18 protein-coding genes and 1 riboswitch are annotated in these 20,569 nt (G+C 62.0%); of the genes, 8 read left to right on the top strand and 10 right to left on the bottom strand.

Annotated elements, in window-relative coordinates; all coding sequences use genetic code 11:
- On the bottom strand, positions 1–615 hold the full coding sequence (locus FQ755_RS06125) for a TetR/AcrR family transcriptional regulator (RefSeq protein ID WP_144152164.1): 615 nt from the start codon (positions 613–615) through the stop codon (positions 1–3).
- A gap of 84 nt (positions 616–699) precedes the next feature.
- On the opposite strand from FQ755_RS06125, the gene FQ755_RS06120 reads away from it, so the two are divergent.
- Entirely contained in the window at positions 700–1,794 is a 1,095-nt protein-coding gene (locus FQ755_RS06120; RefSeq protein WP_144152160.1) for an MBL fold metallo-hydrolase, read from the top strand.
- A gap of 61 nt (positions 1,795–1,855) precedes the next feature.
- On the opposite strand, the gene FQ755_RS06115 is transcribed toward FQ755_RS06120, so the two are convergent.
- Positions 1,856–2,740 (bottom strand): LysR family transcriptional regulator, encoded by an 885-nt coding sequence (locus tag FQ755_RS06115; RefSeq protein ID WP_144152157.1) that lies wholly within the window; start codon positions 2,738–2,740, stop codon positions 1,856–1,858.
- Positions 2,741–2,818: 78 nt separating this feature from the next.
- Between FQ755_RS06115 and FQ755_RS06110 the strand changes: the two genes are divergently transcribed.
- Entirely contained in the window at positions 2,819–4,120 is a 1,302-nt protein-coding gene (locus FQ755_RS06110; protein ID WP_144152154.1) for an aspartate aminotransferase family protein, read from the top strand.
- 81 nt (positions 4,121–4,201) lie between these two features.
- Positions 4,202–4,855: an ureidoglycolate lyase gene (locus FQ755_RS06105; protein ID WP_144152151.1), complete on the top strand. Its 654-nt coding sequence runs from the start codon at positions 4,202–4,204 to the stop codon at positions 4,853–4,855.
- An 84-nt stretch (positions 4,856–4,939) separates the two neighbouring features.
- Here FQ755_RS06105 and FQ755_RS06100 read toward each other — a convergent pair whose 3' ends face one another.
- Positions 4,940–5,530 (bottom strand): TMEM165/GDT1 family protein, encoded by a 591-nt coding sequence (locus FQ755_RS06100; protein WP_144152149.1) that lies wholly within the window; start codon positions 5,528–5,530, stop codon positions 4,940–4,942.
- A gap of 14 nt (positions 5,531–5,544) precedes the next feature.
- A riboswitch (yybP-ykoY riboswitch) is annotated at positions 5,545–5,726 on the bottom strand.
- Between the two features lie 276 nt (positions 5,727–6,002).
- Between FQ755_RS06100 and FQ755_RS06095 the strand changes: the two genes are divergently transcribed.
- Complete coding sequence (locus tag FQ755_RS06095; protein ID WP_260858352.1) at positions 6,003–8,261, top strand: TonB-dependent receptor; 2,259 nt, start codon at positions 6,003–6,005, stop codon at positions 8,259–8,261.
- 109 nt (positions 8,262–8,370) lie between these two features.
- Here FQ755_RS06095 and ilvD read toward each other — a convergent pair whose 3' ends face one another.
- The gene (gene ilvD, locus FQ755_RS06090; protein ID WP_144152146.1) at positions 8,371–10,233 is read right to left on the bottom strand and encodes a dihydroxy-acid dehydratase; all 1,863 of its coding nucleotides are present in this window, start codon (positions 10,231–10,233) and stop codon (positions 8,371–8,373) included.
- A gap of 291 nt (positions 10,234–10,524) precedes the next feature.
- Positions 10,525–10,836, bottom strand: coding sequence for a hypothetical protein (locus tag FQ755_RS06085; RefSeq protein WP_144152143.1), 312 nt, complete (start codon positions 10,834–10,836; stop codon positions 10,525–10,527).
- Between the two features lie 233 nt (positions 10,837–11,069).
- On the opposite strand from FQ755_RS06085, the gene FQ755_RS06080 reads away from it, so the two are divergent.
- Positions 11,070–11,702, top strand: a complete 633-nt coding sequence (locus FQ755_RS06080; RefSeq protein ID WP_144152140.1) for a TetR/AcrR family transcriptional regulator — start codon at positions 11,070–11,072, stop codon at positions 11,700–11,702.
- 12 nt (positions 11,703–11,714) lie between these two features.
- Here the strand turns inward: FQ755_RS06080 and FQ755_RS06075 are convergent, their stop codons facing one another.
- The 5 genes from FQ755_RS06075 to FQ755_RS06055 all read right to left on the bottom strand — a co-directional run bounded on the left by FQ755_RS06075 (position 11,715) and on the right by FQ755_RS06055 (position 16,083).
- Positions 11,715–12,011, bottom strand: coding sequence for an ArsR/SmtB family transcription factor (locus FQ755_RS06075; protein ID WP_144152137.1), 297 nt, complete (start codon positions 12,009–12,011; stop codon positions 11,715–11,717).
- A 32-nt stretch (positions 12,012–12,043) separates the two neighbouring features.
- A complete protein-coding gene (locus tag FQ755_RS06070; protein WP_144152134.1) occupies positions 12,044–12,811 on the bottom strand; it encodes an SDR family NAD(P)-dependent oxidoreductase in 768 nt (255 codons plus the stop codon).
- A gap of 205 nt (positions 12,812–13,016) precedes the next feature.
- A complete protein-coding gene (locus FQ755_RS06065) occupies positions 13,017–13,949 on the bottom strand; it encodes a LysR family transcriptional regulator (protein WP_144152131.1) in 933 nt (310 codons plus the stop codon).
- A 60-nt stretch (positions 13,950–14,009) separates the two neighbouring features.
- On the bottom strand, positions 14,010–14,969 hold the full coding sequence (locus FQ755_RS06060; RefSeq protein ID WP_144152430.1) for an aliphatic sulfonate ABC transporter substrate-binding protein: 960 nt from the start codon (positions 14,967–14,969) through the stop codon (positions 14,010–14,012).
- A 160-nt stretch (positions 14,970–15,129) separates the two neighbouring features.
- A complete protein-coding gene (locus FQ755_RS06055) occupies positions 15,130–16,083 on the bottom strand; it encodes an ABC transporter substrate-binding protein (RefSeq protein ID WP_222105719.1) in 954 nt (317 codons plus the stop codon).
- Between the two features lie 801 nt (positions 16,084–16,884).
- Between FQ755_RS06055 and FQ755_RS06050 the strand changes: the two genes are divergently transcribed.
- The 3 genes from FQ755_RS06050 to FQ755_RS06040 all read left to right on the top strand — a co-directional run bounded on the left by FQ755_RS06050 (position 16,885) and on the right by FQ755_RS06040 (position 20,088).
- Positions 16,885–18,090, top strand: a complete 1,206-nt coding sequence (locus tag FQ755_RS06050) for a porin (protein ID WP_313957424.1) — start codon at positions 16,885–16,887, stop codon at positions 18,088–18,090.
- Between the two features lie 224 nt (positions 18,091–18,314).
- On the top strand, positions 18,315–19,577 hold the full coding sequence (locus FQ755_RS06045) for a multidrug effflux MFS transporter (RefSeq protein ID WP_144152125.1): 1,263 nt from the start codon (positions 18,315–18,317) through the stop codon (positions 19,575–19,577).
- A gap of 106 nt (positions 19,578–19,683) precedes the next feature.
- Positions 19,684–20,088 (top strand): hypothetical protein, encoded by a 405-nt coding sequence (locus FQ755_RS06040; RefSeq protein WP_144152122.1) that lies wholly within the window; start codon positions 19,684–19,686, stop codon positions 20,086–20,088.
- Positions 20,089–20,569 lie beyond the last annotated feature (481 nt).

Here is a 20,569-nt window from a genome sequence, read left to right as displayed (position 1 = left end):
TCAGGCGTAGCGCGCCAGAAACATATCGGCGGCGGATTCGGCGATATGTTTCTGCTCAGCCTCGCTAAGCGGCGCCTGACCCATCGTCACCTGCGGCCAGAAAGCGAAGCCTTTCACCAGCCCCTGCAACTGATACGAAGCAAATACCGGGTCCGTCGTCTTGAGACGGCCATCGGCCGCCGCTGCGCGAATCCACACGGTCAGGTCTTCTTCACGCTCGCCCATGCGCGCCACCATGTCGCGCGCGCGCTCCGGCGAATGAATGCCCGCGGCGATCGCCACGCGCGCAAGCGACAAAAACGCCTCGTCGTTCAAAAGACTCAGCTTCTTCGACAGCAGATCGAGCAGCTGTCCGCGTAACGGTTGCGAAGACGAATAGGCGGGCGCCTCGCCCGCGTCGCTCGAATCCCACAACTGCCGCAGAATCGCCGCGAACAGGGCTTCCTTGCTCGGAAAATGGTTGTAGACCGTCCGCTTGGAGACGCTCGCGCGGGCGGCGACGCGGTCCATGCTGGTGGCGTCGAAACCGGCCGCGAGGAATTCCTCGATCGCCGCGCCGATGATGGCGGCGCGCTTGCGGTCGGTCAGACGGAGACGGGTATCGATGGCATCCATAGTTAAAATCTTACACCATGCAGTTTACTTTTTTTCGAGATAAACTACACTGAACAGTCTACTTTGTGTACAGGAACGCTCCACATGACCTCGTTCACCGAATCCCTTCGCCGCACTTTGGGCCTGACAGCGGCCCAGCGCGGGCGCGAATCGTTTGGTTCGTCGGCGCAGCATGACAGCGCGCGCTTTCGCAACGTCAAGCCGCGTCCCGTCGAAGGTTTCGGCAAGACCTTGCGGATCGCGTGGAACGTGCTGTTCCGAAAGCCGGAAGGCACGGCGCCGGCCGGCCCACTGCCCGTCGATACGCTCACGCGCGCCCAGCTCGACGCGGCGCCCGATCGCAGCCTGTTTCGCCTCGGACATTCGACCATGCTGCTCAAGCTGCGCGGCCAGTTCTGGCTCACCGACCCGGTATTCGCCGAACGCGCTTCGCCGTTCCGGCGTTTCGGTCCGAAGCGCTTTCACGCGCCGCCGATTGCGCTCGACGACCTGCCGCCGCTGCGCGGCGTGATCCTGTCGCACGATCACTATGACCACCTCGACCGCGAGACCGTGCTGGCGCTCGCCGGCAAGACGGGCGTGTTTCTGACGCCGCTGGGCGTGGGCGACCGGCTTATCGAGTGGGGCATCGCCGCCGCGAAGGTCCAGCAGTTCGACTGGTGGCAAGGCACGCAGATCGACGGCCTGTCGTTCACGGCCACGCCCGCGCAGCATTTCTCCGGTCGCAGCCTGTTCGACGGCAACAGTACCTTGTGGGCCTCGTGGGTGATCGTCGACGATGGCCTGCGGGTTTTTTTCAGCGGCGATACGGGCTACTTCGATGGCTTCAAGGAAATCGGCGAGCGCTTTGGTCCGTTCGACGTGACGCTGCTCGAAACCGGCGCCTACGATGCGCAATGGCCATACGTCCACATGCAGCCGGAGCAGACGGTGCAGGCGCACATCGATCTGCACGGCCGCTGGCTCATGCCGATTCACAACGGCACGTTCGATCTGGCGATGCACCGCTGGCAGGAGCCGTTCGAACGCGTGGTCGGGCTCACCACCGCGCGCGGCATTCCGCTCGCCACGCCGCGCATGGGCGAGCGGCTCGATCTGGCCGCGCCGCATCGCGGCGAACGGTGGTGGCGCAATGTGGCCGCGCCGGACGCCTACGGCCTGAATTCGCTGACGACCTGAAGACGCGGCGTGACCGACCTGCCCGTCGTTCGTCGTACCCACGCGCGCCGCGCGGCGCACGTCATAACAATGGCAGCGTCGATCTGATGTGTTCCGCGAACACCTTGGTCAGATGCGAAGGATGCGCCCGCTCGAACTTCAGCGTAATGCCGATGGTTGGCAACGGCGGCAACGCGGGATCGCCGTTGAGAATGGCGAGATCCGCCGCCACGGCCGTCTGCGTGATCACCGCAAAAGCCTGCCCTGACCGGACCAGCGCCGTAAGGCCGGCGAGGCTACTGCTCGCGCAGGCGACGCGGTAGGCGCGCCCCGCACGTTGCAGCGCCTCGCAGGCCGCGACGTGATCGAGCGTATCCGGATCGGAAAGCGCCAGCGGCAAGGGATCGAAGTGCGCGGAATCGAGCCCCGGGTAGCCCACCCATACCAGCGGCTCGCGGCGGATGACGCCGTCGTCCGGCGCATCCTCCGGCACCGAGATCATGGCGAGATCCAGTGCATGCATCGCCAGTTGTTCGAGCAGGCGCGGCGTGGGCGCGCACATGACCTCCACCAGGGCATGCGGGTGCTGGCTCGAGAACTGCCGCAGCAAATGCGGCAGAAATACCGCGGCGTAGTCGTCCGGACAGCCGAAGCGGATCGTCCCCGAAAGTCCCTTCCCCGACAGATCGGCCATCGCCTCGTCGTGCATGCGCAGAATGCGGTGGGCATGGATCAACAGGCGTTCGCCGGGATTCGTCAGCACCACGCCACGGCCGGTGCGCTGAAAGAGCGGCTGATCGACGATCTCTTCGAGGCGTTTCATCTGCTGGCTCAGCGCGGACTGGGTGCGGCCAATCCGGCTCGCCGCCCGGCTTAGCGCGCGGACATCGGCGATGACGACAAAAGAGCGCAGCAGGTCGATTTCGAGTGAAAGGCTCAAGGTATTAGATCCATTTCTATCTTCCATAAGAAGTATTCGATTCTATGAAAGCAGAGAGCCATCTAGACTGCAAGCTATTCCCGAATCCGCTCAAGGAGAAGCAACGTGTCCGGCAACGACGATGCAGTTTTCTGGCGCAATGCCAGGCAGCACCTGATTCGCTATGGCGGCACTTTCGAGCCGATGATCATCGAGCGCGCCGAGGGCAGCTTCGTCTACGACGCGGACGGCCGCGCGATCCTCGATTTCACCTCGGGACAGATGAGCGCCGTGCTGGGCCACAGCCACCCGGAGATCGTCGCCGTCATCAACAAATACGCCGGCAAGCTCGATCACCTCTTTAGCGGCATGCTTTCGCGGCCGGTGGTCGATCTGGCGACCCGCCTCGCCGACATCACGCCCGCCGGACTCGACCGGGCCCTGTTGCTCAGCACGGGGGCAGAGTCGAACGAGGCCGCCATTCGCATGGCGAAGCTCGTCACCGGCAAATATGAAATCGTCGGATTCGCGCAGTCCTGGCACGGCATGACGGGCGCCGCGGCCTCGGCGACATACAGCGCCGGTCGCAAGGGTGTGGGTCCGGCGGCCGTCGGCTCGTTCGCGATTCCGGCGCCGTTTGCGTACCGCCCGCGCTTCGAGCGTAACGGCGCATACGATTACCTCGCCGAGCTGGATTACGCCTTCGACCTGATCGACCGTCAATCGAGCGGCAATCTCGCGGCCTTCATTGCGGAGCCGATCCTCAGTTCCGGCGGCATCATCGAATTGCCGCCGGGCTATATGGCCGCGCTGAAACGCAAATGCGAAGAGCGCGGCATGCTGCTGATTCTCGACGAAGCGCAAACCGGCGTCGGACGCACGGGCACGATGTTCGCCTGCCAGCACGATGGCGTCACGCCCGACATCCTCACACTGTCGAAGACGCTGGGCGCCGGCCTGCCGCTCGCGGCCGTGGTGACCTCCACGGCGATCGAAGAGCGCGCTCACGAACTGGGTTATCTGTTCTATACGACTCATGTGTCCGACCCGCTGCCGGCGGCCGTTGGCTTGCGCGTGCTGGACGTGGTGGCGCGCGAAGGGCTGGTGGCGCGCGCCAATCTGATGGGCGAGCGGCTCAAACGCGGCCTTTATGATCTGATGGAACGCTTCGAGTGCATCGGCGACATTCGCGGACGCGGCCTGTTGCTGGGTATGGAGATCGTCAAGGATCGTCGCACCAAAGAGCCGGCGGATGGACTGGGCGCAAAGATCACGCGCGAATGCATGAAGCTCGGGCTCAGCATGAATATCGTGCAATTGCCGGGCATGGGCGGGGTCTTCCGGATTGCGCCGCCGTTGACCGTGAAGGAGGAAGAGATCGATCTCGGCCTCGAACTGCTCGGGCAGGCAATCGGGCGTTCGCTTTAACTACGGCGGCAGCACGTTGGCGGCACGGCGGCGGTGGCGCCGCCGCGTTCGAAGAGTGCCCGAGTCGTATAAAATGCCCGCATGTCCGAACCGATCGATTACCTCAACCCCGCCCTTCCCGCCGGCCTTCGACGCGTCACGATGCCGGTGGTCGACGCCACGCCGTCGACGCTCGAAGGCTATGGCAAGCTCGTCGCCGACCCGAACGAATGCGCCGTCGAAATCGTCCGGTGGCCGGCGCAGGGATCAAGACCCATCGACGCCGATACCGGCGACCAGGCGGGCACGACCGAAGGTGTATTCGTCAGCGAATGGCACGGCGACATTCTTTACGGCCGCAACGAAGCGGTAGGCGGCCATTACGTGCTGGCCTACGCCACGCAGCCCGAAACCGCGCGCGAAGACAATCCGGATACGCCGAAGCGCATGTTGCTTTGGCATGCTAACTATCATCCGGACGGCGGCCAACTCTTTTTCCCGCTCGACCCGCGTCCCTTCTATGTCCCCCTGGCGTTACCCGGAGACGACATCACTCCGGAGAAATTCGTGTGCTTTCGCTTCGACGGCCAGCAGGGTCTCTACATTCATCCGAACATCTGGCATGAAGGTGTCTTCACGCTAAGCGGTACCCAGCGGTTCTTCGACAAACAGGGCGCAGTGCATGCTCGCGTGTCCGTGGAGTTCGCAAGCGAATTCGGTTGCCTGCTCGAAGCGCCTATCGCCAGCGACGCGTAATTTGCTGAAAATGGCCGGCCGCCGGCTACTGAATCTTCACCGGCACTGCGCTTGCGATGGCGCGCCGCTGCGCGACCACGCGCATCAAATCAGCGGATGCGCTTGCGGATAAAGCGCCGTGCGCAGCGCGAGTCCACCGAGCACCACGAAGATGATCGCCGCGAGAACGTGCACGGCTCTGGTCGGCAGGCGATCGGCGAACTTGTGTCCAAGGTAGATGACCGGCACGTTCGCCAGCATCATGCCCAGCGTCGTGCCTGCCACGACGCCGAAGAAATCATGAAATCGCGCAGCCAGCGCAATGGTGACGATCTGCGTTTTGTCGCCCATCTCGGCGAGAAAAAACGTCACCGCCGTCGTGCCGAACACGCCCAGCGTGTTCTTCGTCTCGGCCGCGTCGGCATCGTCCAGCTTGTCCGGAACCAGGATCCACACCGCCATCACCGCGAACGACGCCACCACGGCCCAATTCAGAATGCCCGGGCTCAGGACGCTCGCGAGCCATGCCCCCAATGCGCCGGATGCCGCGTGGTTGATCAGTGTTGCAGCGAGTACGCCAAGAACGATGGGAATGGGCTTGCGATACCGTGCAGCCAACACAAGCGAAAGTAGCTGTGTTTTATCGCCGATTTCAGCGAGACCAACAACGCTGGTCGAAACGAGAAAGGATTGCATGGAATCTTGTACCCGGGCCGCGCTGACATCACGCGATGACGCGCATTCCGGCGACCCGGTTAGGTCGGAATGCGTGTCATCGGTCTTGCCAGGCATTTGGCTGCGTACGCCATGGCAAGTCTTGCGACTTGCCAAGCATGTTGACGTGCGCCCTCGAACGTCGCGTTCGAGGCGGCTACTCCCCAATGAGCAGGCGCGATTTTATCGTGCGGCAGATGACAAATGCAACCTTTCACCCCGAAAGGTTATTTCGAGATGCCACCGCGCCGGATCCCCCTTCGTGAAAAAAATTTCACTTCGGCTGGAATAAACCCCTCCCACCCTTCGTTTGCTCACTCGTTAATGAGAATCACTTTGATTTGCATTAACGCAACGAGACCACGGAATTGCGGCGGACGAGTCAATGCCAACGACTGTCGCCTCCTGTGAAAACAGTAAGCAATCTGTCATGAGAAGACGAAGGGGAATCACGATGAGCGACAAAGGGAGCCGACAGACGGTGTGCCGGTCCGAGGTATGCAAATACGTCGGCGGCACGATGCTATCTCTGGCGGTATTGACATCCGCGAAGCCCGCGCTGGCGCAGCAGGCCGTCCAGCCGCAGGATACGCAGCAGAATTCGCCGGGCGCGGCGCCGGGCATTACGCTGCCGGCGCTCAAGGTGGAAGGCAAAGCGCCCTATGGTCCGTATGGCGGCAACGACAACATCAACGATCCGAAACAGACCGCCAGTTCCAGCAAGACCGGCACGAAGCTGCAGGACCTGCCGTCGAACGTGCAGGTGATCCCGCGCGCGCTGCTGTCCGAACAGGGCGCGACGATGCTGCGTGACAGCGTCAGCAATGCAAGCGGCATCAATGTGGGCGGCCAGGACAGCAAGGGCTATTACGATCACTTTCTGATTCGCGGCCTGAATGCGCAAATCTACGAGGACGGCTTCTCCGACGGCGATCTGCTCGGCGGCATCTCGCATTCGCTGAACGGCGTCGAGCGCGTCGAGATTCTCGAAGGCCCGGGTTCCGCGCTGTTCGGCAGCGGGCCGCCGGGCGGCACCATCAACCTCGTCCACTACACGCCGTCGCCGGAGTTTCATGTCGGTGCAAGCCTTGAGACAGGCTCATACGGCACCGTCTCGAACAGCGACTACATCACCGGTCCCACTGGCATTGCAGGACTCAACTATCGCGTGGACGCGACGTTTTCGCGCGCCGACGGTTTCCGTGACCTGTACAGCCGCGACGACGAAATCCGCCCGGCATTCCAATGGCAACTGGGCAACCATACGATCGATTTCGCGCTCGATCTGCGGCAGACGCATGAAACGCCCGACTCGTATGGCCTGATCTATTTCCACGGCACGCCCATCAACGACGTGTCGATCAACTCGAAATACTCGACGCCGTTTGCGTTCGCCAACGAGAACTACGTTCGTCCGACGATCTCGGACGCCTGGAAGATCAACGACTTCCTGACGATCAACAACCGCTTCTCCTATCTGCACCGCACCCTCGACGTGCTGGGCAACGGCGACAGCACCAACACGAAGATCGTCGGCGATGAGGTGGTCGGGCGGCAGTTGCGCGAGCAGGACGACAACGACAACAGCTTCGACTATCAACTTGAGCCGGTCTGGCGTTTTGCAACCGGAAGCGTCGGCCATACGCTGCTGACGGGCTTCGAATACCAGCATCAGACCATCGATACGACGCGCAGCACCGCCGATCTGCCGAACATCCCCGACGCCTTTTCGCCGGTGCCGCCGGAGAAGTCTCTCGCCGGCCTGACCTTCCTGTGCGACGCCAAGCATTCGTGCGACGACGATCACATGGTGGCGAATTACTACAGCCTGTACGCCACCGATCAGATCGACGTGACCGACAAGCTGAAGATTCGCGCAGGCATTCGGCAGGACTGGTGGGATACGTCGCTGACGCCGGCGATCTCGGTTCCGGGCGCGTTCAACTCCAATGGCCAGCCGTTGCTCGCCGGTGTCAGACAAACGCAAAACAACGCGCCTGTCAGCTGGAATTTCGGCGCGCTGTACAAGCTGCTGCCGTGGATGTCGCCTTATTTCGGCGTGTCGAAGAGCTATCTGACCAACTTCAATTCCGAAAACGCGCAGGACGGTATCGGTGCACCGGAGTCGGCGCTGCAGTATGAAGCGGGCATCAAGTTCTCGTTCCTCCAGGACCGCGTCGTGCTGAATACGGCCGTGTTCGACGTCTCGCGCGATAACGTCGCGGCGGCGGTCACGCTCAACGGGGTGGAGTCGGTGGTGTTCGACAGTCAGAGGACCAAAGGCGGCGAGGCATCCATCGACGCGGCGCTCACCGACCATTGGCATGTGCTCGCCAACGTGACGGCGCAGCACGCGGTGATCACGGATAACCCGCAAGGCATCACGTCGGTGGGCAACCATCCGCAAGGCGCGCCGGCGTATATGGCAAATCTTTGGACAACTTATGATTTCTCGATCGCGGGCATGCCGGGGTTTCACGTCGGCGCGGGCGTGAATTACGAGGCGAAGAGCTATAGCGACATCACCAACGTCAATTCGATTCCGTCGTATGTGATCGTCAATGCGGCAGCCGGCTATGAGACGCGCAGGTGGGGGATCGACGTGAATGTTCACAACATCGGCGACCGGCGCTATTTCGTCGCGGCGAATGCCGCGGGCGCTTACGTGGGTCAGCCGCTGAGCGCATTTGTGAACCTGCACGGCAATTTCTGAAGTCTTTAGCGTTTTAGCGGGTCGATAAAAAACGGCCCTGCTCGCCTCGTGGCGGCAGGGCCGTTTTGCTTGATGCGCGCTTGAATTTCAGCGGCGCTTGTTGGGGCTTTTACTTGCGCTTGAGTTGCGAAAGATCGCGCACCGCGCCGCGATCTGCGGAAGTCGCCAATGCCGCATAGGCCTGCAACGCCTGCGACACCACGCGCTCGCGACTCGCCGGCAGCCACGCGTCGGCGCCGCGCGCGTTCATGGCCTCGCGACGGCGCGCCAGTTCCGCATCCGGCACCGCGAGATGCATCTTGCGATTGGGAATATCGATCTCGATGACATCGCCCTCTTCCACCAGACCGATCGTGCCGCCTTCGGCCGCTTCCGGCGACGCATGCCCGATCACCAGCCCCGACGAGCCGCCCGAGAAGCGGCCATCGGTAAACAGTGCGCAAGACTTGCCGAGCCCCTTGGATTTCAGATACGAGGTGGGGTACAGCATTTCCTGCATGCCCGGACCACCCTTCGGCCCTTCATAACGGATCACGACGACGTCGCCCGCCACCACCTTGTCGCCGAGAATCGCTTCGACGGCATCGTCCTGGCTTTCGAAGACGCGCGCGCGGCCGGAGAAGATCCATTGCGATTCGTCGACGCCCGCCGTCTTGACGATGCAACCCTTCTCCGCGAGATTGCCGTACAGCACAGCGAGGCCGCCGTCTTTCGAATACGCGTTCTGCTTGCTGCGAATACAGCCGGCCTTGCGATCGGTATCGAGCGACGCGAAGGTCGCTTCCTGGCTGAATGCAACCGTGGTCGGAATACCGCCGGGCGCGGCGCGGAACAGCTTCTGCGCCGCTTCACCGGCGCCGCCGGCGATGTCCCATTTGGCGATCGCCTCACCCAGGGTGCCGCTATGCACGTTGCCGCACGACAGATCCAGCAGGTCCGCGCGCGCCAGCTCGCCGAGAATGCCGGGAATGCCGCCGGCACGATGCACGTCTTCGATATGGAATTTGTCGGTGGCGGGCGCGACCTTGCACAGGCACGGCACCTTGCGCGAGATGCGATCGATGTCGGACATCGTGAAGTCGACCCCGCCTTCCTGCGCGGCGGCCAGCAGGTGCAGCACGGTATTGGTCGAGCCGCCCATGGCGACGTCGAGCGCCATCGCGTTCTCGAAGGCCTGCTTGCTGGCGATGCTGCGCGGCAGGACCGACGCGTCGTCTTCCTGATAGTAGCGGCGGCACAGATCGACGACCAGACGGCCGGCCTGTTCGAACAGGCTCTTGCGCCATGCGTGCGTGGCGACGATCGTGCCATTGCCCGGCAGCGCGAGGCCAATGGCTTCGGTCAGGCAGTTCATCGAGTTCGCGGTGAACATGCCCGAGCAGGAACCGCACGTCGGGCAGGCGTTGCGCTCGATCTCCGCCACTTCGGCGTCGCTCACGCGCGAGTCGCCCGCCTTGATCATGGCGTCGATCAGGTCGATCTTGGCGATCACCTGGCCGTCCGTCGGCGACTTGACCTTGCCCGCTTCCATCGGGCCGCCGGACACGAACACCACGGGGATGTTCAGGCGCATCGCGGCCATCAGCATGCCGGGGGTGATCTTGTCGCAATTGGAAATACAGACCATGGCGTCGGCGCAATGCGCATTGACCATGTATTCCACCGAGTCGGCGATCAGCTCGCGCGAAGGCAGCGAGTACAGCATGCCGCCGTGACCCATGGCGATGCCGTCGTCCACCGCGATAGTGTTGAATTCCTTGGCGACGCCGCCAGCCGCTTCAATTTCCTTCGCGACCAGCGCGCCCAGGTCGCGCAGATGCACGTGGCCCGGCACGAACTGGGTGAAGGAGTTGACCACCGCAATAATGGGCTTGCCGAAATCGCCGTCCTTCATTCCGGTGGCGCGCCACAAGGCGCGGGCGCCGGCCATGTTGCGGCCATGCGTCGAAGTTCGCGAACGGTATTCAGGCATTTTTATCCTCTGTATTGGGGCTTGGAATAGTGGATTCCCGCGGCGGCGGCCAGCAGTCGTGCGCGTGGTTCAGGCGGGGATTGTACGAATAGTGCGAGAGCGCCGGTAAGACGTCCAATATATTTTTATGACGTCATTAGGTCGAAAAAAGTATTAATTGATCGCGAGTGCGTGGGAAAGGCGAACGGCGCGGTGAACCGGCCAGCGGCAAGGCTGGAGCAGGCCGTTGCAGCCGGCTGCAACGGCCTCGCGCTGTAGGGCCAGCACGAGACAGGCGGTACGTGGTGGACCTTAAGCGGAGATTCCCTCGCGCCGCACCTTGCCGAAATGCACCGACATAAAGACGCCAAGCACGAGCACCCCCACCGCCACCGACAGACATTCGAGATTGGCCCCGAGCGTGATGGGATTGCGCGTCAGGATGACCAAAGCAATCACCAGATTGAGCGCGCCCCAAAGAAAATTGACGAGCGGCGGAGAATTGCCGACGCCGTGCGGTTTGGCAAACGGCGACGGAAACGGCGCGCCTTGCAACCCCGCCACCAGATGCGGAACGCAGTTGCAGAAGAAAGCGCCGACAAAGAACAAGGAGAGGAAGTGCATGGATTTTCGACAGGGTGGATGATTGAGCGAAAGACCGTGAGCGGGAGTTCGCCCCGTGTCCCCCATATTTGCGAGGATATCCTCTCAAATATAGTAGAGATCACCCTCGCATATGTCAACGACAACAATTTGACACCGCTATTCCTCTATGTATTTTGCGAATCTGTGATCTTTCCCTAGCGTGATATTATGCGAGGAATACCTATCAAATCCTCGCACACCGGCCCATCAGCATGCCCTCATCCAAGCCCATCGCAGAAACCGCGCGCGCGTCCGAACCGAAAAGGGAAAAGGGACGCCTGCGCGTCGCCGCGATCCTGGAGAGCGCCGTCGAAGTGTTCGCCGAAAAGGGCTACGACGCGGCTACGATGACCGAAATCGCCGCCCGCTCCGGCACGGCAATCGGCTCGCTCTACCGGTTCTTCCCGTCCAAGGAATCGCTCGCCGACGCGCTGCTGCTGCGTTACATGCTGCACGTCAAGAGCGGCCTCGCCGAACTGGCGCAGCAGGTCCCCGACATGACACTCGACAGCGTGGCCGACGCATTGGTCGACTTCATGCTGATGCTTCAGACGCAGCGCAGTTTCGCGATCTCTTTGGTGGATGCACGCGGCGGCAATGACGATGAACGCGCGCGCTTCCGCGAAGTAATGCGTGGCGCCATAGCGGAGATTCTGCGCGAGGCGGTACCCGGCTTGAATCCGGCAAAGGCCAAAATCATGGCTGTTGTGCTGATCCCAATACTCAAGGGAGTCGTTGGCATTGCTAATGAAGAGCCCGCGGTGCGGGCCCTTCTTCTGGCCGAAATGCGCGAACTCGTCCGGCTGTATCTGGCGTCGGTATCGAAGCAGGGAAAAAGAAAGTGACGGCTGCCCGCGCTACCGGTCCGCGGAGTCAGAGAGGCAATTTTCAGTCAGAAGATCGATGACCCCGCGAATGGCGTGGCGGGCCACCGAGTAATAAATGAACGTCCCCTCCCGCCGCCCGGATACCAGCTTTGCGCGCAACATGTCCTTGAGATGGAAAGACAGGCTGGACGGCACGATGCCCAATTGCGCGGAAATCTCGCCGGCAGGCAAACCGCCCGGTCCAGCAACGACGAGCATCCGGAAGATCGCCAAGCGCGACCGGTGGGCAATGGCGCTCAAGGCAAGCATTCTGATGTCGTCGTCCATGTTCTGCTTCAGAACCCATCCGATTGTCTTCTTCAGGCAATCCAGCCGCCGTCGACCGTCAAACTCTCGCCGGTGGTGTAGCCAGCCTCGGGACTCGCCAGATAGGCGACCGCCGCGGCAATTTCTTCGGGCTTGCCGAAACGGCCCACACTGGCGAGCTTCGTCATCGTGGCGTGGGCTTCAGTACCGGGCTGGGGCGCCAGTTCGGTATCGATCGGACCCGGCTGGACTGCATTGACCGTCACGCCATACTGGCCGAGTTCACGCGAAAGGCCACGTGTAAAGCCGCGAATAGCGAATTTCGACGCGATGTAAAGCGTCACGCCAGGCAGCGGCGCGGCCTCGCCGAAAGCCGAACCCACATTGACGATGCGCCCCCAGCCCGTCTTGATCATGCGTCTCGCCGCGTCCTTCGCCAGTTCGATCGGCGCGCGCACATTCAGATTGAAGTGGGTGTCGTATGACGTATCCGACGATTCGAGGAACGGTCCGTATTCGACGGTGCCTGCATTGTTGACGAGAATATCGAGCCGGCCTTCGAACTTGCCGCCGAACACGCCGTTCAACGAATCGATCAGCGCCGTCACGCCCTCGGGCTTGGCCAGATCGGCGCCGAACGCTTCAGCTTCGCCGCCTGCATCGCGGATGGCCTTGACCACCGCCTCGGCGCGCGCCGCGCTCGCCGCATAGTGGACGATAACCGCGGCGCCGTCCCGCGCCAGCCGTGCTGCGATGGCCGCGCCGATGCCACGGGAAGCGCCGGTCACGAGTGCCAGTTTGCCTTTCAGAGCATGAGTCATGATTACCTCGAGAATGAGTTTTGAAGAGCCTGCATGGGTGCCCAATGCGTCATGCACGGGTTGAGGCGTATCGTCTACCGGCGTCGAAACGGGCGGTAGTCACTCGCGAGGAATAACTGTTATTGCCTGAGGAAGGCTTTTGGGAATCGAATGAGGCGAAGCCGCCGGCGTCGCATTGACGAATTGCGCCGCCGCAGATTCGCGCCTACGGGGCTGAGGTGAATTTGTGATCGGCCTGTGCATCGCCGCCGTACTCGCCCAGCAGATGCTCGACGAATGCGACGAAGGCGCGCGCTTTGGTCGTCGCCATGCGGCCAGACGGAAAGACGGCCCAGATGTCGATGGACGGCAGCGTCCATTCGGTGAGAACCGCCTGCACGGTGCCGTCCGCGAGTTCGGGAGAGAACATCCATTCCGACGCGACAGCAAGGCCCATGTGTCCCAGCACCGCCGTGCGGATGCCCTCGGCGGCGCTGACGCTAACCCGTCCCGACACAGCCACCGACACCTGCGCGCCATCGTGGCCGCTAAACGACCACAACTCGCCGCCGCCTCGCAACGAATAAACGATCGCCTGATGCCGGCTCAGATCGGCCGGCGTTTGCGGAATGCCGGCTTCCGCGAAATAACGCGGCGTTCCGACCACGAGGCGCCGGCCCCGCAAGATGCGTTTCGCGGTCATCGTCGAGTCGTCGAGCGTCCCCATGCGCAGCGCCACGTCGACACCCTGTTCGAGCAGATCCACCGAGCGGTCGTCGAGAATGATGTCGATGCTCAGTTTCGGGTGCTGGTCGAGGAAGGTTTTGAGCGCGGGCAGAACGTGCAGCCGCGCGAACGTGACAGCGGCACCGATGCGCAAACGTCCCGTGAGTCCGTCCGACGATTCGCGCACCGCCTGCTCGGCCTGGTCCGCTTCATCGATCGCCCGGCGGGCGTGTTCGTAAAATCGCTGCCCCGCGTCCGTCGGCGTCAGGCCTCGGGTTGAACGCAGCAGGAGCCGCGCGCCGAGGTGCTCTTCCAGTTGCGCGACCGACTTCGAGACGGCCGGCTGACCCAGCTTCAGCCGCCGGGCAGCCGCCGAAAATGAACCGGCGTCCACCACGGTCACGAAGGTTTCCATCGCGGTCATGCGGTCCATGCGGGCGTCTCCTGCAAACTGTCGAATCGGACTGCACAGTTTACCGGGGATCGCTGCAGCTTAACCGCCTATCGCTTCAGCGCGTTTCGCAGTGAAATTCCAGCGCAGCGCCGCGGAGGTATCGACGGGGGCCGGCAGCAATCCCGCATGGTAGAAGGTGTCGGCAATCTTCTGCTGCTCGGCGAAAACGTGTGCATCCACCGGGCGCACCGCGTAGCTGCGGCGGTCGTTGGCGCGTTCGATCGTTGCAGCGTCGAGCCCCCAGATCGGCGCAAGGAGCTTCGCCGCATCGTCGGGATGCGCGCGCGTCCATTCCCCTGCCGAGGTCAATTGCGCGACCACCGTGCCGATCACCTCAGGATGTGCGGTCGCAAAACTGGTGGACGCAAGGTAGTACCGTTGATACGACGCGAGGCCATCGCCGTTAGCGAGGATGCGCACGTCCGGCGCTTTGTCGACTGCGGCGACATAAGGGTCCCAGGTGACCCATGCATCGACGCTGCCGCGCTCGAACGCAGCGCGTCCGTCGGCGGGCGTCAGATAGCTGATGTGCACGTCGGCGGGCGTGAGCCCCGCCTTCGCCAGCGCCGCCAGCAGCAGATAATGGCTGCCGGCGGCCTTGGTCACCGCAATGCGCTGACCTTTGAGGTCAGCAAGCGTATGCAATGGCCCGTCGCGCTTGACGATGATGGCCTGGGCGCCTGGCGAGGGCGCTTCCTGCGCCACATACACGAAGCGCGCGTGGGCAGCCTGAGCAAATACCGGCACCGTGTCCGCGACATCGGCACTCAGGTCCACGGCATCGGCATTGAGTGCTTCGGTCAGCGGCAAGCCGCTCGCAAATTCGTTCCACGTAATACTCACGCCCAGCGGCGCTAACGCCTGCTCGAGCGAGCCGCGCGCTTTCAGAATGGTGATGAGCGTAGACGACTTTTGATAGCCGATCCGCAGTTTTATGGGCGTCGGGGCGGCGGCGCTTTGCGCATGGACGTCACTCATCACAAGCAGTGAGGCCAGCATCACGCGCGCGAACCATCGAAAAATAGAAAGTGTCACGGCTCAGGATTCCGGTCAGGTCAATACAACCTGTGATCGTAGCAACCCCGCATCGTCCGGATAAGCAAGCGTTTCAACTATGCTTAGTATCCCCGCGCATAACGACACGCGATCCGCGCAAAACTCAGCTGCCCGGCAACGCGTACGCCTCAGGAAAGAAGTAATCCTTCCACGACCCGGCCTTATTCTTCAGGACACCGAGACGATTGAGCGCGCTCGCATAGACGAAGCTGCGTTGCGGTGAAACCGTGAATTCGATTTCCGGATCGTTGACGATCTTCTGCACTAACGGCAAGGGCAAGTTCGAGTGCTCGACGCGGATATAAGCTGCAGCAGCCGCATTCTTGTCGCTGTTGATGATCCGCGCGGCTTCGACCAGCGCCTCATAGAAGGCGCGATAGGTCTTCGGATTTTCGTCGTGAAACTTCTGCGTGGTATAGAGCACGTTGAAGGTCGCATGACCGCCAAGCGTGTCATACGAACTCAGCACCTTGTGCACGTTGGGATGCTCGAGCGCTTGATACTGGAACGGCGGGCTCGAATAGTGCGCGTCGATTTCCGTGTGGCCCGCAATCAACTCGGCGGTCGCATCGGGATGCGGCAAGCTGACCGAGATGGTGTCGAATTTTTTATATTCGCTGTCGCCAAAGACTTTAGCCGTTTCGATCTGCAACGTGCGCGACTGGAAACCGACACCGGCCGCCGGCACGGCAATGCGGTCCTTATCGGTGAAGTCCTTGAGTGTTTTGATGCTGGGATTGTTGGTCAGCAGATAGTTGGGCATCGAACCGAGCGCGGCGACCGCCTTGACGTTTTGCCGGCCCAGCGTGCGGTCCCATACCGTCAGCATGGGCGGCACGCCCGCCGACACGACATCCAGCGCACCGGCAAGCAGCGCCTCGTTCATACCTGTCGCGCCGGAAATGGTGCGCCACTCGACCTTGATGTCGAGCCCTTCCTGCTTGCCGTATTTTTCGATCAGGTGCTGATCCTGGACGACATCGAGAATCAGATAACCGATGCCGAACTGCTGTGCAATGCTGATCTTGCCTTCAGCGTGCGCGGCGCTGCCGAGCATCACCGCCCCGCCAAGAACCATGGCCTGCGCGAAACGCGTGACCGCCGAACCCCGGATGCCGATTTTCATATCTTCGTTGAAATGCTTCGTGCGATTGGCGCGTAGTCTACAGGCCGCGATCCATGCCGGATAAATGCCGTTTGAGCATATGCATATATGTAGCGGCGCTAAGCGTCTCGCGCGCCGTGCCGCCAACGCGCCTCGCGCGCGTACACGAAAACCTGAAACCCGCGCAATGGGTTTAAGCGCGCAGCGCCTGTGTCCAATCCGCGACACACGCCCGCATATTCGAAACGCCGGGGCAATTATGTTAAGTGATTTCTTAACAGACTACGCGCCACGGCGACCGCTAAAACAGCGGTCCCGCCCACGACGAAACCGTCCGCAAAGGTAGCGTGCCCATCCCGCTGAGGCCGGCCGGCAGGCGTTTCGCCGACGATTCACAGCGCCGCTTACCGTAGCTATCGCATAAGCACATGACGAATTGATGGATGACATTCATGCGTTGTTGTAAGCAGGATACATTCCAAAATTAACGGTTCCCGCGCAATTATGCATTAGCTATATTCGCTGCAATTCAATTGGGCACCGGCAAAACCTTCGACCTGAGGCGGGGACTGTCGCAAGCCTGATGAATTGGCAAGAGCAGCGTTTTTGGTCATCTGTTCTTGCGCCTGGCAAGTCAGCCGGGGGCTCAATTTATGTCGGAGTACATATTATCCGGGCCTCGGGACGTTGACATCAACGGGTCAAATTCGCCGCACGTGCGAGAGATCCTTACTCAAACAAAGTGAAAAACAGATGAAACTGACAAAGACCACGGTCGCCCTCCTCGCGCTTGGCGCGGTTGCCGGCTCCGCTCAAGCACAAAGCAGTGTGACTCTCTACGGGATCGTCGACACCGGTATCCTGATCAACAACAACATCAAGGGTCTGCACGAGTACGCACTTTCGCAGGCAACTTCGTCGCGTTGGGGCCTGAAAGGCTCTGAAGATCTGGGCGGCGGCCTGTCGGCAGTGTTCGATTTGGAAAACGGCTTCACCACGGCTACGGGCGGACTGTCGCAAGGCGGCCTGGAATTCGGCCGTAAAGCCTTCGTCGGTCTGAGCAGCAAGCAGTTCGGTACGGTCACCCTCGGCCGTCAATACTCGGTCAGCAACGACCTGACCGCCAACTTCGCCTCGGGCGCCGACTGGGCCGCTTCGGGCCTCGGTTACGGCACGCGTGCGAACGACGTCGACAACGTCGATACGTCGAACCGCATCCAGAACTCGATCAAGTACGTGAGCCCGAACTACAATGGCCTGCAAGCCGGCGTGCTGTATAGCCTGGGCGGCGTGGCTGGCCAGTTCTCGCAGAACTCGATTTTCGACGCATCGGTTGCATACTCGAACGGCCCGATCAGCCTCGGCGCCGGCTATACGTTCGTGAAGGACCCGTACTACTCGTACTTCGGCAACCAGGGCAATTCGTCGTCGCCGAGCACGACGCCGAGCGCCTCCGCCAACGACAACATGAACAACAAGATCTTCGGTGGCTACGCTTCGGCGGGTTCGCAGCAGATCATCGTGGCGGGCGGTTCGTACGCAATCGGACCGGCAACGATCGGCCTGCTGTACTCGAACACGCAATTCCAGAACCTCGGTTCGGTCAACGCAGTGGGCCAGATCGCGGCTCCGAAGTACGTGGGCGGCACGGCGACGTTCAACTCGGGCGAAGTCAACCTGAAGTTCCAGGTGAACCCGTCCCTGTTGCTGGCCGGCGCGTACATCTATACGCACAACGGTGGTGCAGACGATCTGGGCAGCGCGAAGTACAACCAGTTCAACCTGGGCGCAATCTACTCGCTGTCGAAGCGCACCTCCCTGTACGCAATCGGCTTCTACGAACTGGCTTCGGGTATCGACTCGACGGGCAAGGCAGCCGTTGCCGACCTGAGCGGCAGCTCGTACTCGGCTGACAAGCACCAGCTCGCTGGTATCTTCGGCATTACTCACCGCTTCTAAAGTGGCAGGCCGGCCGCTCTACTGAGCGGCTGATCTGATAGACAGTGGCCCGGTGCTGTTGCGCCGGGCCACTTCCGTTTACCGGCAACCCTACCGTCAACGACGGCAATCAAGCCGATTCGCGCGACTACAGGCACAATGCAGGGCAATGGCGCCACGCACGCTGCGAGCCACAGCCGCACCGAGCGCCGTCACGCCGCCCGAATCCGCCCTTCATTGCTGTCATGACCCACACTCTCCCTGAGCGCGCCGGCACGCCTGCCCGCACGCCGAACTCGCCGCGTTTTCTGCTGGTCCTGATCTGCCTGTTCGCCTCCGCCGGGCAGCTCGCGATTGACATCTACGTTCCCGCGCTGCCCACCATGGCGCGCTACTTCGCGACCTCGCCGCAGGCGATCCAGTCGAGCGTATCCGGCTACATGGCGGCCTACGCGCTAGGCCAGCTTATTTTCGGGCCGATCGCCGACGCGCACGGCCGCAAGCCCGTACTGGCTTTCGGCCTCGTCATCTTCACGATCGGCTGCCTGCTGTCGCTCGCCGCGCCGAATCTGGAAACCTTCCTGCTGGCGCGCTGCCTGCAAGGCTTCGGTATCGCCAGCACCAACCTGCTCGCCAAGGCGATCATCACCGATTCGTTCTCGGGACAGACGCTGATCCACGCCTACACCTATATGGCCACCGCCTGGGGCCTCGCGCCGATCATCGCACCCGTGATAGGCGCCCATCTGCAGACCTGGTTTGGCTGGCGCGCCTGCCTCGTGTTCCTGCTCGTCTATTCGGTGGTGATGTGGGTGCTGGTGTGGCGCTATCGCGAGACCCTGCCGCGAGCGGTGCGCCTGGAACCGCGCACACTGCTGAAGAATACCGGCAAGGTGCTTTCGAGCCCGGTGTTCCAGAGCTGCTTTCTCGCCCAGGGGCTGTGCTACAGCATCCTGCTGGTGTTCAACATCGTCGGGCCGTTCATGGTGCAGAACACCTTGCACAAACCGCCCACTTATTTCGGCTACCTCGCGCTCGGTATCGGCTTGATGTACTTCATGGGCGGTCTGTCGAACCGTTTGCACGGCCCGCGTCTGCCGAGCACGGAGCAGCGTCTGCGCATCGGCACGCGCCTGATGGCGGCAGCCTCGCTCGCCATGCTGGTGCTGGCGCTGACGGTCGGCCTGCGGGTCTGGACACTCGCCACGCCCGTGCTCGTCATGGGCTTCTGTGCCGGCGCGATGTATCCCACGCTGATGGCCAAGGGCAACTCGCTGTTCCCGCATATCGCCGGGCTGACCAGCGCGATTCTTGGATGTGCGTTGCTGCTGGTGTCGTCTGCGATGATGGGGCTCGCCGGCTTCGTTTCCGTGCAGGACCTGACACCGCTCGCGGTGTTCTTCGTGGTTCTCGCGCTAACCGTTGTCGTCATGGTGACGAAGCTGCTGAGGCACCTGGCGCGAACGACACCCGAGCCTGTGGTGTGCGGCAACGAAGAAGCGGCATAGCCACATCACACACGCGTGCACGGTGGCAGGCAGCGGCTTTTTCAGGCTGCCTGCGTCAAATGCCACTACAATCCAGCACTCCGATCCCATCTCTGCGATCCGCGCCATGAAATACCTTCTTGCAGCCATCTTCGCGGCGTGCCTGACGGCCGCCAGCACGGCCGTGCTAGCCGCCACGCCGGACGCCGGCAATGCATCCCAACAGCCGTGCGATAGCGGATATGTGAACGGCGTGGGCGGATCGGCGCAAAGCATTCGTGAATATATGGCGCTGCCGGATCGGGACAAATATCGCTACGTGACCGACAACCCGATTCAATGCCAGGTCGGGGACGACGGCCGGGCGACAGGTTGTACCGGCCTCACCAACCTGCAGCACGAAAAGGCCAGCGTGTACGACGACAGCGATAGCGCGACGACGACGGTCGCCACGCGCGTCGAGCTCGATCATGGCGAAGTGCACGCGGTGATCATCGTGGTGCCGAAACAAGACTTCAAGTGCGGGGAGTAGGCGCGCCTGCCGAGCCAGTTGCCTGAAAGGGGACCAAAAGGCATTCTCACAGATTCGCGACTTCGCACAGATGGTGAACGGGCCGACCAGCTTCGGCAAGCCGCGCCAAAACTCTATGCGAGCACCGGTCCGCCCGCGAAAATTTCGAGGCACAGCACCGGACACGCCGCCAAGCTCGCTCACGCAGGTCAACCATCTTCGCGAAGGACAGATCATCGCACCCCTGCACGATCACGGTGCCGACCTGAAATGGGAAAAGCCCTGCTCGAACAAGACCTTTGCAAGGCCGGGACGCTCTTACGTGAAGAATGGCGCCGGGGTTGTTCGCCCTGTCGCCCGCACGGGTTCCAAAGGTCGGATTGCCGCCCGGATCACGCGTCTCACGACGCGTTTCACCTTCCAGGGGGTACTGCCATATCTCAAATCAATAGTTCGCAAACGTCTCTGTCCGGCCCCTCATGCCGGTGAACAAAACTGAAAG

The sequence above is a fragment of the Paraburkholderia sp. BCC1885 genome (assembly GCF_900996235.1).
Taxonomy (GTDB): domain Bacteria; phylum Pseudomonadota; class Gammaproteobacteria; order Burkholderiales; family Burkholderiaceae; genus Paraburkholderia.
This window is presented reverse-complemented; position numbering and strand designations above follow the sequence as displayed.

Bases quoted from the DNA above. Each gene is read 5' to 3' on its own strand.
- FQ755_RS06125 (WP_144152164.1), bottom strand. From the start codon at position 615: ATGGATGCCATCGATACCCGTCTCCGTCTGACCGACCGCAAGCGCGCC.
- FQ755_RS06120 (WP_144152160.1), top strand. From the start codon at position 700: ATGACCTCGTTCACCGAATCCCTTCGCCGCACTTTGGGCCTGACAGCG.
- FQ755_RS06115 (WP_144152157.1), bottom strand. From the start codon at position 2,740: ATGGAAGATAGAAATGGATCTAATACCTTGAGCCTTTCACTCGAAATC.
- FQ755_RS06105 (WP_144152151.1), top strand. From the start codon at position 4,202: ATGTCCGAACCGATCGATTACCTCAACCCCGCCCTTCCCGCCGGCCTT.
- FQ755_RS06100 (WP_144152149.1), bottom strand. From the start codon at position 5,530: ATGCAATCCTTTCTCGTTTCGACCAGCGTTGTTGGTCTCGCTGAAATC.
- FQ755_RS06095 (WP_260858352.1), top strand. From the start codon at position 6,003: ATGAGCGACAAAGGGAGCCGACAGACGGTGTGCCGGTCCGAGGTATGC.
- ilvD (WP_144152146.1), bottom strand. From the start codon at position 10,233: ATGCCTGAATACCGTTCGCGAACTTCGACGCATGGCCGCAACATGGCC.
- FQ755_RS06085 (WP_144152143.1), bottom strand. From the start codon at position 10,836: ATGCACTTCCTCTCCTTGTTCTTTGTCGGCGCTTTCTTCTGCAACTGC.
- FQ755_RS06080 (WP_144152140.1), top strand. From the start codon at position 11,070: ATGCCCTCATCCAAGCCCATCGCAGAAACCGCGCGCGCGTCCGAACCG.
- FQ755_RS06075 (WP_144152137.1), bottom strand. From the start codon at position 12,011: ATGGACGACGACATCAGAATGCTTGCCTTGAGCGCCATTGCCCACCGG.
- FQ755_RS06070 (WP_144152134.1), bottom strand. From the start codon at position 12,811: ATGACTCATGCTCTGAAAGGCAAACTGGCACTCGTGACCGGCGCTTCC.
- FQ755_RS06065 (WP_144152131.1), bottom strand. From the start codon at position 13,949: ATGGACCGCATGACCGCGATGGAAACCTTCGTGACCGTGGTGGACGCC.
- FQ755_RS06060 (WP_144152430.1), bottom strand. From the start codon at position 14,969: ATGCTGGCCTCACTGCTTGTGATGAGTGACGTCCATGCGCAAAGCGCC.
- FQ755_RS06055 (WP_222105719.1), bottom strand. From the start codon at position 16,083: ATGCTCGGCAGCGCCGCGCACGCTGAAGGCAAGATCAGCATTGCACAG.
- FQ755_RS06050 (WP_313957424.1), top strand. From the start codon at position 16,885: ATGAAACTGACAAAGACCACGGTCGCCCTCCTCGCGCTTGGCGCGGTT.
- FQ755_RS06045 (WP_144152125.1), top strand. From the start codon at position 18,315: ATGACCCACACTCTCCCTGAGCGCGCCGGCACGCCTGCCCGCACGCCG.
- FQ755_RS06040 (WP_144152122.1), top strand. From the start codon at position 19,684: ATGAAATACCTTCTTGCAGCCATCTTCGCGGCGTGCCTGACGGCCGCC.